Below are 16296 nucleotides of genomic sequence, written 5' to 3'. Positions count from 1 at the left end.
CTGGCTGCGATCTATGTCCGCCCGTGGATCGGCAACGGTTTCGTTACATTTACACTCAATCCCTTGCCTTCAGGACGCCAACCATGTCCAGCTTCCGCAGCATGCGGCTGATGACGATGAAGGAGGCGGAGGATGCGGCGGCCACCACGAGCACGGCCACGGTGTAGGTGTTCAGGCTGATGACCAGAGGCATGCGGATGGTTTCGGTGCTGACCTTGGCGATGATGAAGGTGGCCAAACCTTTGCCAAACAGGAGGCCCACAGGGATGGCGGTGGAGATGAGCAGCAACAGTTCGCCCAGCAGCACACCGGCGACTTCGCGCTGGGTGAAGCCGATGACGCGCAGGGTGGCCAGATCACGGCTGCGTTCGGAGAGCGCGATGCGGGCGCTGTTGTAGACCACGCCAAAGGCAACCACGATGGCGAGCACGAGGTAGAGCTTGCGCAGGATGCCGATGCTCTGCCCGGTGGTGCTGCGAAAGGAATCGAGCTGGTCCTGTTTCACGAGGGTGATGGCGATACGTGGCGTGTCTTTCACGGCGCGCATGAAGTCACTCCAGCGAGCCTGATCCACGGTCATGTAGGCTCCGCTCACGGTGTCTCCTTCACGCATGAGACGATGCAGCGCCTGGATGTCCATGAAGGCGGAGATGCCGGCGAAGTCCTGCATGAAACCGCGGATGGGCACGCCCACTGTTTCGCGCCGGCCTTCAAGGGCCTCCACCTGCACCACATCACCAATACGAGCGCCGAGGATTTTGCCCAGCTGCGCTGACATGACGATGCCTTCCTCCGGCAGCACGATGAGCCGCCGCTCTGCATCCAGCAGGCGGTTCAGGTCGGCATCGCGCGGGAGTCCGGTGACAGCGATCTTGCGTGAATGGTGGCCGTAGTGGATGCGCGCCTGCACGGCACGCACGGGCTCGGCGCGCTGCACGCCGGGGAGCTGCTCCAGATTGTGCAGCGAATCGGCCGATCCGGGCTCGGCGAAAAAGGCGACCACATCCTGCCGCTGTACGTCGTTCCATTGATAGGTGAGCATGTAGTCAATGCTGTCCGCCATAGAGCCGGGCAGCACCATCAGCCCCGTGGCCAGGGCGAGACCGAAAACGGTGAACAGAGCCTGCACTGGGCGACGCTCGATGTTTCTCAAGGCCATGCGCAGGGCCGGGCTGCTGCCACGGGTGAGGCCCATGCGCTCGAGTGCCGAAGGTTTGAAATCCGCAGGTGGTTCAGGTCTCATGGCCTCGGCAGGCGGCAGCTTGACCGCCATCCAGACGACACTGATGACGCCAAGAAACGAGGCGGCTGTGCTGACGACCAGTGCAATGACCAGCGCGCTGTAATCCATGCGAAAGTTCAATGAGGGGAAGCGGAAAAAGATGTCGTAAATTCTTATCAGTGCGCCTCCCATCCAGCGTCCCACTGCGCCGCCGATCAAGGTGCCGAGAACGACAATGACCAGTGCATAGTTCAGGTAGTGCCGGCCCACCTGCCAGGAGGAATAGCCGAGTGCCTTGAGCTGCGCGATCTGCTCCCGCTGCAGGCGCACCAGCCGTGCGAGGACCGCATTGACCATGAAGGCCGCCACGCTGAGAAAGACCAGGGGGTAGGCCACGGAGAGTGCACGCACCACGCGCAGTTCGTCATCCAGCCGTTGCGCGCTGTTGTGCTCACGCCGCGTGTAGGCGCCCTGCGCGCCGTAGTCCAGCAGAAGGCGGTCGATTTCCGCCATCACCGGCCCGGCCTGGGCACCTGGGGAAAGATCAATGCAGAGATCGTTGAAGGCGCCGTCGAGATCGTAGGGCACGGCAATGGCCTCATAATTCATCCAGAAGACGCCGTAGCGTTTGTTGTCAGGCAGGGTCTGCCCGGGCCGGGCCTCAAAGACAAACTCAGGCGACAGGCCGATGCCGCAGATGATGATGATGTCACGGTGGCCGTTGATGATGGCGATGAGGCTGTCGCCAATCTGCAGCTTGTTGGCCAGTGCGAAGGATTCACTCACCACCGCCTGCCGTCGTTCATCGGGCTGCGGCAGCCGTCCCTGCCGGATGAAGGTTTTGTTGAGAGTCTGCGGACGCCCTTCAGGAAGTGATACCAGGTGCGCGGAGGCAGGCTCGGTCATGCCCACGAGATCGAGCGTGGCATCGACCACGACGCGCGCCTCCACCGCAGCCACGCCGGGGATTTCCGCCACGCGCTCGACCAGTGAAAGCGGCGCCCGTTTAAGAGAGGCAAACACATCCGCAAGGCGATAGCGCTGGTAGTAGGCATCCCGCGTGCCTTCCAGGGTGAGCACGATGCTGCGCGTCATGATCATCATCGCCAGACCGCAGGCCATCACGAGACTCACGGCGACAATCTGCCCCTTCATGCGACCGAGATCGCGGAAGAGTTTCAGATCGAGAGGCGTGAGCATGCGGCAGTATGAATACGTTCATGCGCGTGCTTTGCAAAAATAGATGCGTTTATGCAGCGCATGAGCGGCGCCAAGCATGGCTTCACCTCAGCCCGGCGCGTAGTGCGCTGCCGCGCGGCATACCAGGCCACGCTCATCAAACCAGAAAAACTCGGCGGCGGTGAGGTTCTGCACGGACTGGTAGAGGAGGCACAGGGAGTGCGCGCCTGCGAGCACCTGGCGCAGCTCAAAGCGCAGGTCCGGGTAGTGTGTCAGCGCCTGGCTCCAGTAGCCCGCCACGGCGGTCTTTCCCACCAGGTGGTTCGGGATCTGTGTGCCCCCCCTCTCCCAACACTCGGGAGATGAAGGGCGACTCAAACTCCAGGTCCTCCGCGTAATGCGAAAGGATGCGGGGCAGGTCATGGGCATTCCATGCGGCAATCCATTCCTGGGCGAAAGCATGCGGATCGGGGGGCTGTGGCATGGCAGACGATGACTCAGCCTCGGGAAAATGACAATGGGCAGGTGCCGTGATCCGATGAGAAAACACACGCCAAAAAATATTAAATGCCTGGCATGAATGGCACTCGGTTAAGCAGCAACACGATAGCGATCACGGTGAAGGATTTCATGGAAGGTGTGCCGTGGTGAAGTGAGCAGTTGATAGGTTTTGGGACGTCTCTTCTGCGCCCTGGGCTCCCTGCGTCCTGGCCGCAGTGTGTTGCGCACGCTGGCGATGGCTTCGAGCAGTTCACTGTGCCAGCGGGCCAGCTTGCGCGGTCGGTCATGGCACGCAGCGGCCTGTGGGAGCCACTGTCGCAGCAGATCCACCGCGCCTTTGAAGCTGATGCGTCCGAGCTGTTGCTGATGCATGACGGCGGCACGCAGGTTCAAGGCGCGGATGGCATTGTAGGCGATGGCGTGCATGAGCAGTTCCTTCTCGATCATCTGCGGGCTTTTGGTGCGCAGCACTTCCATGTGCATGGTGCTCTTCACGTCGCGGTAGAACAGCTCGATGCTCCAGCGCCTGTAGTAAAGTTCGGCGAGTTGGTGCGCGGGGTAGCGTTTCGCATCGCACAGCGTGGTGGCCAGCCACAGGCAGCGCGTGCGGAAGCCGTTGCGACTGATCTGCACACGCACCACCCGCACTGCGAGCTGCGGCGGCAGCTTGTTCCAGAGGCGTTTTTTCCATGGACTGTTGTCGGGACGCTGCGCGGGCTTTGACCAGCGTTGCAGACGGTCGTCGTAGCCCAGCCATGTGCCGCAGCGCATGTCCTTGCTGCGCTTCTGGTGCAGACGGAACACGCTGTCCACGCCGAGGTCCTTGAGCTCTGCCATCAGGGCGTAGGCGCAGAGTCCAGCGTCGCCCAGCAGCACGTCGCCTTTGACCAGCAGATGAGCCAGGCGATGCCACAGGCCCAGATCGTGGCTGCTCCACCGGCCAAGAGCATGACCCAGCCAGCCGCCGGTGGACAGGCAGAAGACACCGAGCATCTTGGCGGTCGGGAAGCCGCAGCCCTTCTTCTGCCCACGATGCTGAGGCCAGCGCGCCTGATTGGCGGGTGTGTCGGACATGGAGAAACTGGTGCCGTCGATGACCTTGACGCGGTGTCCGCACCACAGCCAGGCAGCGGCGCGGCGTTCGAGATAATCGCGCAAGGCGTCAAAGACGGCCTGCAGCAAACGCAGGCTCAGCGCGGCGCGTGCTTCACAGTAGGCGGCGGTGCTCAGCGAGGGACAGCGTGAAGCGCGAGGACTGGAGCGCCGCCACGCACGCAGCTTGCCGACGACTTCCTGGCAGGCCATGGCAGGGTTGCGCACCTGGAAGAGGAAGGCCCAGAACACCGTGACCGGTGGATAGAGGCGCTCCCGTCTGGCCTGCGCATCGGGAGCCTTGGCAAAGAAGTCCGCAGGCAATAGACTGCCCAGCAGAGCAGCCAGATCCGGCAGGGCAAGGTCGCTGAGCTGACGCAGCCCCTTGGTCAGCACGGTGGACTGCGCAGCCTTAGCACGGCCTTGCAGTTGACGGGGGAAGTGAGGCAGGAAGCAGGTGAGCAGACTCATGCCCATGAAACCCGGCAAGCACCGCATCGTCGTACGAAAGCAGCATGCTCCATCCACCGCAAAATCAGTGCGTTTTTGGCACCTCTCAGACGCCCTTAAAATCCACGATGACCCGCCTTAACCGAGTGCCATTCATGACTGGCATTATTTTGGACAGCGGCTGGGGCCGGAAAACGTTCTTCTCACTACGCGAAAGCGGTGGCTTCGATGCAGGCTTGCGCCGTGCACCTGCGCGACCGCAGTCCAAAAACTATCGCGTGGCCTTGTGCAGCGAATCGAAAACCCACGCTGCATGCGCTTAACTGAGCGCCGTTCCAGCCGGATATCAGATCCAAAGTTCAAGAGGTAACTGAGTGACGTGGATTGGGAACCTTCGTCCGGAACCGCCTAAAGGCGGGACTTCAATACGTACGCTGGGTTTGCGATATCGTGGAGCGACGGGGAAGAGATTGTGCGGCTGATTGGGAGGGGCTTCGTTCAGTCGCGAGCTTTGAGGACGCTTACGAGATCGAGCTTGTTGAGCATGAAGCCGACCATGGCAAAGGAGGCGCCGGAGGCTGCGAGGACGACGAGCACGGATTTCGCATAGGTGATGCTGCTGATGTACTGCGGCAGACGCACGGTTTCATTGCTCACAGCACTGATCACGTAGGAGGCGAGGACGCTGCCAAAGACGAGGCCCAGCGGGAGCGCCACGAGCACGAGCAGGGTCAGCTCACCCAGCAGCACGCCGGCGACTTCGCGTTTCGTCAGGCCAACCACCCGCAGGGTGGCGAGGTCACGCCCGCGCTCGGAGAGGGCGATGCGCGCGCTGTTGTACACCACCCCGAAGGCGACGATGACCGCCATCCACAGAAACAACTGGCGCAGGGTGCCGATGCTCTGACCTGTGGAGGCACGAAACGCAGCCAGCTCATTTTTCTTCACACTGGCGAATTCGATCTTCGGCTGTTTTTTGACCGCGCGCATGAAGTCGTCCCAGCGATTGGTGTCCACGGTGAGGAAGGCGCCTGTCATCGTGTCGCTCTCCCGCAACAATTGGCGCACGGCATCGATGTCCATGTAAGCGGCCATGCCATAGAAGTCCGCCATGAAGCCGCGCACGGTGACTTCCCGGTGTTCGCAGCGTCCTTCCAGCACCTGAACATGCAGACGGTCCCCGATCTTTACCCCGAGAACCTCCGCCAGTTTCTGCGAAACGACCAGCCCTTCGCCCGGCAGCACGAGGGGGCGGCCCTGCGCGTCCCGCGGATTGATGAGCTTGTGGTTCTTGGCGAAGCCGAGGACGTACAGACGTCGCTCGTGGTGAGCATTGCTCACAGTGGCGATAAAGCCGCGCAGCGGTTCCACCAGGATGGCCCCAGGCAGATGCTCCAAATCATGCATGGTATTGCGGGAAACAGGATCCCGCATGTGGACCATCACGTTCTGCCGGAACTGGTCATTCCACTGGTAGGTGAGCAACTGGTCCACACTGTCGGCGAGAGCACCGGGCAGCACCAGCAGGCCGGTGGCCAGCGCCAGCCCCGCCACGGTGAAACCGGCCTGCACCGGACGACGTTCGATGTTTCTCAAGGCCATGCGAAACACGAGCCCCGTGCCGCGCGTGACGCCAAGGCGCTCCAGCAGCGATGGTTTGAAATCCGCCGGGGGTTCCGGCCGCATGGCCTCCGCCGGGGAGAGCTTGACCGCCAGCCATACGGCCCCAGCCACCCCCAGGACGGCAGCCGCGATGCTGACGACCAGGGCCATGACCATGGCGCTTTGATCCAGCTGGAAGTGCAGCTCAGGGAAATGAAACAGCAGCGTGTACACCGACAGCATGCTGTGCCCCAAACGCCAGCTGGCAAAAATCCCCACCGCCGTGCCTGCGGCCACGATCACCAAGGCATAGTTCAGGTAGTGCCGGCCCACCTGCCAGGAGGTGTAGCCAAGCGCCTTGAGCTGGGCGATCTGCTCCCGCTGCAGCCGCACCAGCCGCGAGGTGACGGAGTTTACCATGAAGGCCGCCACGCACAGAAACACCAAGGGATAGGCGAGGGAGAGAGCACGAACGATCCGCAGTTCGTCCCCCAGCCGCTTTGAGCTGGCGTGATCGCTCAGTGCATACGCGCCGGGGGCACCGTAGGTGACCAGCATCTGGTCCACCTCCTCGATCACCTCCTTGGGCGGTGTTCCGGGAGACAGATCCATGCAGAAGTCATTGAAAGCGCCATCCAGATCAAAGGCGGAGGCGAGGGACTGATAGCGCAGCCAGAAGATGCCATAGTGCTTGTTGTCCGGCAGGGTCTGGCCAGGAGGCGCTTCGAACACAAACTCCGGCGACAGCCCGATGCCGCAGATGTCCAGATGATCGCGGTGACCGTTCAGGATGGCGGTGATGCGGTCACCAATCTGGAGCCCATTTGCCTGAGCAAAGGCCTCGCTCACCACGGCCTCCCGCTGGGCCCCCACGGCGGGCAGCCTGCCCCGCCGCAGAAAGATCTGATTGAGATTGAGCTTTCCGTCATCCGGCAGGGAAACCAGCCGTGCTCTGACAGGCTCCTGCACGCCTTCCATGTCAAGCAATGCGCCTTCCACCACGCGCAGCTCCACCGCAGCCACACCGGGGATGTGGCTCAGCCGGTCCCGCAGGGACAGCGGCGCACTCCTCACCAGACCGAACACATCCGGCATGTGGTAACGCTGGTAGTAGCTGTCCCGTGTTCTTTCCAGGCTCAGAATCACGCTTTGGGACACGATCATCATGGCCACGCCGCAGGCCATGACGAGGCTCACCACCAGTACCTGCCCCTTCATGCCGCCGAGGTCGCGGAGCAGTTTGCGGTCAAGTGTGGTGATCATTCAGGATGAATTTGCAGCGGCGGCCATGAAAGAAGGTCACACACTTTTCAAGCCCCAGCTTGATGAGTTTGCAACGCCAGAGAACATGCTATTTCCAAGCCGGTTTGTTGACAAGCCGCACCGTGAGCAAGTAAGCAAGTAAAACCCATGCCAGCACCAACCGCCGCCGACCCCATCGCCATCATTGGAATCGGATGCCGCCTGCCCGGAGGAGCCACCAACGCCCAAACTTTCTGGCAGATGCTGATGGGCGGAGTGGATGCCATCCGCGAGGTGCCGCAGGACCGCTGGGACCACCGCTTTTACTACGACCCCGAACCCGGCAAGCCGGGCAAGACTTATTCCAAATGGGCGGGGCTGATCGATGAGATTGACACGTTTGACCCCGGTTTCTTCGGCATCACGCAGCGTGAGGCCCCTTTCGTCGACCCGCAGCAGCGCCTGCTGCTTGAGGCCACGTGGGAGGCTCTGATGGATGCGGGCCAGCAGGTGGACATCGTCAAAGGTGAAGACACCGGTGTTTTCGTAGGCATCTCCACGCATGATTACGGGGACATTCAGCAGAATTCTGCAGGTCGTGGCATTGCCTTTCCGCATTCCGCCACGGGAGTCGCGGCCAGCATCGCGGCCAATCGCATCTCCTACGCGCTGAATTTCCAGGGACCCAGCGTGGCGGTGGACACCGCGTGCTCCTCCTCCATGGTGGCGGTGCACATGGCCTGCCAGGCGCTGTGGAACAAGGAATGCACACGCGCCATCGCCGCCGGGGTGAACTGCATCATCACCCCCTTTCCCTTTGTCGCTTTCTCCAGCATGGGCATGCTGTCTGCGGACGGGCGCTGCAAAGCCTTTGATGCCAGCGCCAACGGCTTCGTCCGGGGTGAAGGCGTGGGTGCGGTGTGCCTGAAGCCACTCTCCGCCGCTCTGGCGGATGGAGACCCCATCTATGCCGTCATCCGCAGCACCGCCGTCAATCAAGACGGGCGCACGTCCGGGATGACGGTGCCGAGCCGAGGCTCCCAGCAGGAGCTCATCGCCACGGCCTGCCGACTCGCAGGTGTGTCTCCGAATGAAATCCAGTATGCCGAAGCCCATGGTACCGGCACCACCATCGGCGATCTTATCGAAGGCAGTGCTCTGGGCACGATCCTTGGCGTCGGGCGTCAGCCCGGAGATGACTGCCTGCTTGGATCGGTCAAGACGAACATCGGCCATCTGGAGGCGGGCTCAGGCATCGCGGGGCTGATCAAAGTGGCCCTGTGCCTGAAGCATGGCATGGTGCCGCCGAACCTGCATTTCAACACGCCGAATCCCTCGCTCAACTTTGAGCGTCTGCGGCTGAAGGTGCCTGTGACGGCCACGCCGCTGAAGCAGGACGCGCAGCACCGCCTGCTGGCCTGCATCAATTCCTTTGGCTTTGGCGGAACCAATGCCCACGCTGTGCTGGAGGCTGCACCGCCACCTGCCGCGCCGGCCCCCGTCCCTGCCCCCACTGGCGATGAGCCGGAACTCATCCTGCCACTCTCCGCACGCGGCACGGATGCCTCACTGCTGGCCGTGGCCAAGTCCTTCCACGATTTCCTGGAGTCGGCAGATGAATCCCTCTCTCTGAGCGACATCTGTGCCGCGGCGAGCCGCAGGCGCACGCACCATGAATTTCGTCTCGCAGCGGTGGCAAGCACACGTGCCGGGATGAGCGCCGCGCTGTCCGCCTATTTGAGCGGAGAGCAGGCCCCCGGACTCAACATTGGGCAGCCAGTCAAAAACGCCCGCCTCGTTTTTGTCTTCAGCGGTCAGGGGCCGCAGTGGTGGGCGATGGGGCGTGAACTTCTGGAGCAGGAGCCGGTGTTCCGCGAGATCATCCAGACCTGCCATGATGAACTGCTCAAGCTCGGCGGCGGCTCGCTGCTGGATGAGCTGCGTCGTGATGAAACGACCACGCGGCTGAACGAAACGCAGATCGCGCAAACGGCGCTCTTTGCCCTGCAGGCGGGGCTGGCCGCGCTGTGGCAGTCCTGGGGTGTGCGCCCCTATGCTGTGGTAGGACATAGCATGGGAGAAGTCGCTGCGGCGCATGTGTGCGGCGCGCTGTCCCTGCCGGAGGCGGTGCGCGTGATCCACCATCGCGGGCGGTGCATGGAGAAGACACCGCTGCGTGGCAAGATGATCGCCGCCGCGCTGACGCGTGAGGAGGCCGAGGCCCTCATCGCCCCGTATGGCGAGAGAGCCTCGCTCGCCGCTGTGAACGGCCCCAAGATGGTGTCCATCTCGGGCGACGGCGATGCGGTGGATGAAATTTTCCAGGTGGTGGAGAAGCGCGCGCTCTTTGTGCGCTACGTACCGGTGAACTACGCGTTTCACAGCGCCCACATGGACCCGGTGAGGGAGGAGCTGGCCGAGTCGCTGGCAGGCCTGCAACCGCAGGCAGGCAACGTCAAAATTTATTCCACCGTCACCGGAAAGCTGGCTGAGGGCACTGACTACGACGCGGAGTACTGGTGGCGCAATGTGCGGCAGAGCGTGCTCTTTGCCCCGGCCATTGATGCGGTGATCGCCGCAGGACAGACGCATTTTCTTGAGATCAGCCCGCACCCTGTGCTGTCCAATTCGATGTCCGAATGCCTCACCACGGCGGAAGCCATCGGCCTGGTGCTGCCATCCCTGCGACGCCAGAAGCCGGAGCGCGCCACGCTGCTGGGCACACTGGGGGCACTGCATGTGAATGGTCATGAGGTGGACTGGCAGGGACTCTACCCGCAGGCAAGCTCCGCGATTCGCCTGCCGGAGTATCCCTGGCAGAAGGAGCACTTCTGGCATGAGCCCGTGTATTCGGCGCAGTTGCGCACGCGCCCGCAGCTGAATCCGCTGCTCAAGCTGACGCTGCAAAACATCCATCCCACGTGGGAAACTGCGCTGAACAAAAATGTGCTGCCCTGGCTGAAGGACCACCGCGTGGGCCAGCACCTCATCTTCCCCGGTGCGGGCTATGTGGAGATGGCGCTGGCCGCCGGCCGTGAGCTGCACCTGGAAAAGCCGGTGCTCATTGAAGAACTCGAAATCCATCGCGGCTGCATCCTGCCTGCAGGGGATGACGTGCCGCTGGTGCAGATCTCCTGCCAGCCGGAGGAAAACACCTTCGTCATCAAGAGCACGATCACCGAGGACCCGCCGAACTGGACACAGCACGTCACCGGACGCATGCGAGCCGAGCCCGAGCGCCGACAGCCTGCACCGTTTGATCTTGCCGCGATCCAACAGCGCTGCGTGTCGGAACTCGATGGCAAAACTTTTTATCAATCTGCCGCCACCGCGGAGCTGCACTACGGCCCGCAGTTTCAGGCGCTGACGCATGTCTGGGCGGGCCAGGATGAAGCGCTCGGGCGCATCGAACTGCCTGCCACTGTGGTGGCGGAGATGGACCGCTACATCGTCCATCCCGCACTGCTGGATGCGTGCATCCATCCCACGATCGCGATTCCTGCGGATGGTCTTTACCTCCCTGCGCGCATGGAGCGCATCCGCTGCTACTCCAGGCCCGGTGCCAAGGTGTGGGCCTATGTGCGCAGGACGCAGGCGATCGCGAAGAAGATCATCGTCATCGATCTTTTCATCCTCGATGACGAGGGCAATGTGCAGCTGGAGATCACCGATTTTCTTTGCAAGCACACCGCCATGAGCAGCGCGCCCGGCTCTGGTGCGCAGGCAGACTGGCTGTACCAGTCCGAGTGGCAGCTCAAGCCGCTCTCCGCAGTGCCGAGCGAGCGCACGCCTGCTGACTACCTGCCAGACAACGCAGAACTGGCTGCAAAGCTGCGAGTGAGTGCTGCTGATTTCAGCACGGCGCTCGGCATGAACGCGCGCTATCAGGAATGGGAGCCGCGCTTTCTGCAGCTGTGCCGCAGTTCGATTCTCGCGGTGTTCAAGCAGCTAGGCTGGCGCCCCAAACCGGGCGAGACCTTCACGCTGCCCGCCTTGCTGAAACGCACCAAGGTGCAGCCCGCGCACGAGCGCTTTGTGCACCGTCTGCTCACCTTGCTGGAGCCGGAGGGCTGGCTGCAAGCTCAGCCGTCTGCGGAAGCGCCTGCATGGACAGTCACGGCCAAACCGGCCGCACTGAATCGCGACAAGCTCTGGCAGGACCTTGTCTTCCACTTCCCCGCCTTTCATCCCGAACTCATGCTGCTGGACCGCAGCACCGACGGACTGGCCGATGTACTGCGCGGCAAGAGTGATGCTGCAGGTGTGATTTCCGCGAACATGCTGGAGCATTTTGAGGCGGCCTCTGTCTTCACGCGAGTTTACAATCATGTCATCGGTGAAGCCGTCAGCGCAGCGCTGGCGAAGCTTCCCGAAGGACGGCGTGCACGCATCCTGGAGATCGGCGCAGGCACCGGTGGTGTGACCGCCAGCGTGCTGCCGCGCCTGCCGCAGGCGGGTGTGGAGTACTGCTTCACGGATGTCTCTGACCGTTCCTTCGATCAGGCGGGGAAAAAATTCAGCGACTTTCATTCGGTGCAGTACCGCGTGCTGGACCTGGATCTTGCGCCGGCGGAGCAGGGTTTTGCGGACGAGCGTTTTGATATTGTCCTTGTTTCCAATGCGCTGTCATTGACGCAGAATGTGCAAAAGTCTCTGGGGCATGTGCGCCAACTGATGGCCTCGGGCGGACTGCTCATGGTGCTGGAGATTGACCGAGCCACCCCGTGGCATGATCTGGTATGCGGCACGGACGCGCGCTGGTGGAACTTCCAGGACACGGCGCTGCGTGCGCATCATCCTGTGCAGCCAGCCATTGACTGGCTGCAGCTTATCACCGCCGCGGGCTTCGCCAGTGTGGAAGCGGTGACTGATGCTACGAATCAAAGCCAGAGCGGGCAGGTCGTCCTGCTCGCGCGCGGCCCGGAACTGCCGAAGCTTGCGGGCGTCATTGAAGAAGCGCCTGCGGAGCCTGGACTGTGGGTGCTCTTTGTCGATCAGAATGGCCTTGCTCATTCAATCGCAGATACCCTGCGCGAGCGTGGCGACACCTGCGTTCTGGTCAGAGCATCTGACAGCCTCACGCTGATCGCTGATGATGACATCCATATTGATGCTTCATCACGGGAGGACTACACGCGCCTGTTTACTGAACTCCTGCCGGCTGTACCTTTGCGCGGCGTCATGCACTTCTGGAGTCTCGACGCGACGGATGAGATTGCGCAGTCTCAGGCACTCGTCTGCCACAGCCCGCTCTATCTGGTGCAGGCGCTGATTGCAGCAGGCCATGTATCGCTGCCCGGCCTGTGGTTCGTCACTCGTGGCGCGCAGCCTGCTGGTGAGAAAACTTCTGCGCTCTCCCTCATGCAATCGCCGCTGCACGGCATGGCGCGCGTGATTATGAGCGAGTATCCGGACCTGCACTGCCGCAGCATTGATCTCGATGCTGCTGGCGGCGCAGAGGATTGTACGATTTTGCTCAACGAACTGCTGCATGCCGATGCGGAGGCCGAGATCGCCTGGCGCGGTGAGGCGCGCTATGCCCACCGCCTGGTGCATGGCTCGCTGGATCATCTGGCCCACACTTCCACGTCCACGCTCTCCGCTGAGCAGTGCTTCCGGCTTGAGTCTGCGAAACCCGGCTCATTGGACAAGCTGGTGTTTCGTGCCAAGACGCGCCGCGAACCCGGCCCGAATGAAGTGGAGATCGAAATCTGCGCCGCTGCGCTGAACTTCCGTGATGTGATGAAGGCGCTGGGCATTTATCCCGCCGAGGCTGCGGATGCCATGCTGCTGGGCGATGAGTGCGCCGGACGTATCGTTCGTGTGGGCGCCAACGTGACGCAGTTCAAACCGGGAGACGAGGTCATGGCGCTCGCGGCCGGGTGCTTCGGCACGCATGTCACGACGGTCGAGTATGCGGTGCTAGCAAAGCCCGCGCACCTCACGATGGAAGAGGCGGCCACGATGATGGTCACTTACTTGACCGCCTCCTATGCGCTGACGCATCAGGGGCGCATGACGAAGGGGGAACGTGTGCTCATCCATGCCGCCACCGGCGGTGTCGGTCAGGCGGCGGTGCGCATCGCAAAGGCCACCGGTGCGGAGATTTTCGCCACCGCTGGCAGCGCGGAGAAGCGTGCGTTCTTGAAGAAGATCGGCGTGGAGCATGTGCTGGATTCACGCACGCTGGCCTTTGCCGGCGAGGTCATGCGCATTACGAATAACGAGGGCGTGGATCTTGTGCTGAATTCACTGGCGGGCGAGGCCATTCATCAAAGTCTCTCGCTGCTGCGGCAGTACGGCCGCTTCCTTGAGATCGGCAAACGCGACATCTATGGCAACACCAAGGTGGGACTCTTCCCCTTCCGCCATAATCTTTCGTATCACGCGATCGACCTCGGTCATGCGCTCGATCCGCGCAATTCGAAGTCCATCATGGGCAGCCTGAAAAAGCTGTTCGGCTCGCGCAAGCTTCCCGCACTTCCCTATCGGTCGTTTGCTCTGGCGGATGCGGCGCATGCGTTCCGCTACATCACGCAGGCAAGGCAGATCGGCAAAGTGGTGCTCACCATGGCGGATGCCAAAGTTTCGCTCAGCGCCGACACACCAGATGCCGCGCTCCAGTTGAATCCTGATGCCACCTACCTCGTGGCGGGCGGTCTTGGGGGCTTTGGCCTGGCCATGTCGCAGTGGCTTGTGAAACAAGGCGCGCGCCATCTTGTTCTCTCCAGTCGCAGTGGTGCCTCCAGCGATGAAGCCCGTGCCGGCGTGGCCGCCATGCAGGCCGCGGGTGCCGAAGTCACTGTGATCAAGTCCGACGTGAGCGATCCTGCCAGCGTGACCGCGCTGCTGAAGGAGATCGCGCAGTCGCATCCGCCGCTGCAGGGTGTTTTCCACGTCGCCATGGTGCTGGATGACGGGCTGATTTCGCAGCTGAATGCGGAGCGATTCACCAAGGTCACGACGCCGAAGATCAACGGCGCGTGGAATCTGCATTTGCAGACGCAGGGAATGAAGCTCGATCATTTTGTGATGTTCTCCTCGGTGGCGTCCATCATTGGCAGTCCCGGCCAGGCGAACTACGCTGCGGCGAACGCCTTCCTGGATGCCCTGGCAAACCATCGGCGCCTGCAGGGCCTGCCGGGCCTCACCATCAACTGGGGCGTCATGGCGGGTGTCGGTTACGTGGCGCGGCACAAGAAGCTTGAGGAGCATTTTGCCCGCATCGGCTGGGCGGGCATCACGCCTGCGGAGAGCCTGCCCATCCTGGGCCGTCTCATGCAGCAGCCTGCCATCAGCCAGATGATGGTTTCACGCATTGACTGGTCCAAGTGGGCCTCCGTCACGCCAGCCATCATCACGACTCCACGCTATGCGCTGCTGACCACGGAAGATGCGCTCAGGCAACATCAGTCCGACGATGACAACTGGCTGCGCGAGGCCGTGCTCGGCGCCGCGCCCGCAGAGCAGCTGGGCATTTTGGACACCTTTTTGCGCGAGCAGGTGGCCAAGATCCTCCGGACCACTCCCGGCAAGATCGACTCCAAGCGTCCGCTGAATGAGATCGGCATCGACTCGCTTATGGCGGTCGAGCTCATCCATCAGATCGAAGGTCAGACCGGCATCGCAATCCCGACAGGGCAGCTCATGGGTGGTGCGCCGACAGTACAGAAACTCGCCGAGACCCTGCTCAACTTGATGACCGGCGGCAAAGCCGAGCCTGCCGCGGCCACGTCGGAATCTGCGGCGCTCGTTCCTGCTGAAAATGACATGGTGCAGGATGCCGACCTCGCCCGTTGGAACATTCCTTTCGCCACGGGGCATGTCTCGGCAGCACAGATCCAGCAGCCGCAATCCATCTTCCTTACGGGAGCCCTGGAGTTCCTCGGAGCCTACCTGCTGCGCGATCTTTTGCTGAAGAACCATGCCACTGTGTACTGCCTCATTGGCGCTGCTGACACTGAAGACGCCGTGCTGCAGATCGAGGCTCATTTGCAGAAGCATGCCTGCTGGGAGGAGTCCTTCCGTGCCCGCATCGTCCCGGTCCTGGGAGACCTCGCGCTGCCCTTGCTCGGCCTTGAGCCCGCCGCCTTTGATGAACTCGCCACCACGGTGGACAGTATTTATCATACTGCGTCACACATCAATCACATCGCCGCCTATGCGCAGCTCAGGGCGATCAATGTGAGCGGCTCGGTGGAGATCATCCGCCTAGCCGCCCAGGGCAGGCTCAAGCCCGTGCACTACCTTTCCAGTGTCAGCATCTTCGCCGCCGGCGAAGCCACCGATGAGGTGCCGCTGCGCGAAGATTCGCCTCTCCCGCTGCATGAAAAACTCGTCGTGGGCTACAGCCAGAGCCGCTGGGTTTCCGAGCGGTTGTTTGCACAAGCCCGTGAGCACGGCCTCCCGGTCCATGTGTACCGCCCCGGCCTGCTCGTGGGTGATGACCGCACCGGCATCTGCCCCGCTGACAATGTGATCTGGACCTTCCTCAAAACCTGCCTCGCAATCGGTGTGGGGCCGGACTCAGGAAACAGCACCCTTCTCACGCCTGTCGATTTCGTGGCCGCCGCCATCGTGGGGCTCTCGCTCAATCTCACCGGCACCGGACGCAACTACCACCTCATCAACCCCGCCGCTCCGGGATTCCGTGAGGTGCTGAAACTCACGCGCGACTTCGGCTACGCCATCCGGGAAGTGCCGGAGGCCCAGTGGGAGGCAGACCTAGTCGGCGGGGGGCTCGGCGTGCAACAAAATCCGCTGGCCGTGTACCAGCTCTTCATTCCACGCCAGGTGCTCTTCAACCTGACCCAAGAGCGGTCCACCGAATTCTGCCACAATGCTCTGCAGGACCTCGAAGGCAGCGGAATCACCTGCCCGCCGATCGATCAGGCCCGCATGAACCTCTACCTCAAGCACCTCTCAAGCATCGGCTTCCTGCCACCTGCCGAGACCTGACTGTGAAAACAGCTCCCGAATGCGGCGCCCAGGTCCGCCTTGATAGTTGG

At 62.3% G+C, this 16296-nt stretch carries 5 protein-coding genes; 1 reads left to right on the top strand and 4 read right to left on the bottom strand.

Features of this window, described 5'->3' with window-relative positions; all coding sequences use genetic code 11:
• Positions 1–55: 55 nt before the first annotated feature.
• The 4 genes from AC3RLQ_RS00105 to AC3RLQ_RS00090 all read right to left on the bottom strand — a co-directional run bounded on the left by AC3RLQ_RS00105 (position 56) and on the right by AC3RLQ_RS00090 (position 7309).
• Complete coding sequence (locus AC3RLQ_RS00105; RefSeq protein WP_493033191.1) at positions 56–2422, bottom strand: ABC transporter permease; 2367 nt, start codon at positions 2420–2422, stop codon at positions 56–58.
• Positions 2423–2509: 87 nt separating this feature from the next.
• Positions 2510–2716 carry a hypothetical protein gene (locus tag AC3RLQ_RS00100; protein ID WP_493033189.1) on the bottom strand — a complete coding sequence of 69 codons (207 nt, stop codon included), beginning with the start codon at positions 2714–2716 and terminating at the stop codon, positions 2510–2512.
• 276 nt (positions 2717–2992) lie between these two features.
• Positions 2993–4465: an IS4 family transposase gene (locus tag AC3RLQ_RS00095; protein WP_493033187.1), complete on the bottom strand. Its 1473-nt coding sequence runs from the start codon at positions 4463–4465 to the stop codon at positions 2993–2995.
• Between the two features lie 477 nt (positions 4466–4942).
• Entirely contained in the window at positions 4943–7309 is a 2367-nt protein-coding gene (locus tag AC3RLQ_RS00090; protein WP_493033185.1) for an ABC transporter permease, read from the bottom strand.
• A gap of 147 nt (positions 7310–7456) precedes the next feature.
• On the opposite strand from AC3RLQ_RS00090, the gene AC3RLQ_RS00085 reads away from it, so the two are divergent.
• Positions 7457–16246 carry a thioester reductase domain-containing protein gene (locus AC3RLQ_RS00085; protein WP_493033183.1) on the top strand — a complete coding sequence of 2930 codons (8790 nt, stop codon included), beginning with the start codon at positions 7457–7459 and terminating at the stop codon, positions 16244–16246.
• Positions 16247–16296 lie beyond the last annotated feature (50 nt).

It is taken from the genome of Prosthecobacter sp. GW821-HT29F12 (assembly GCF_058803405.1).
The sequence above is the reverse complement of the archived record's forward strand: the minus strand, read 5'-3'. Positions and strand labels throughout refer to the sequence as shown.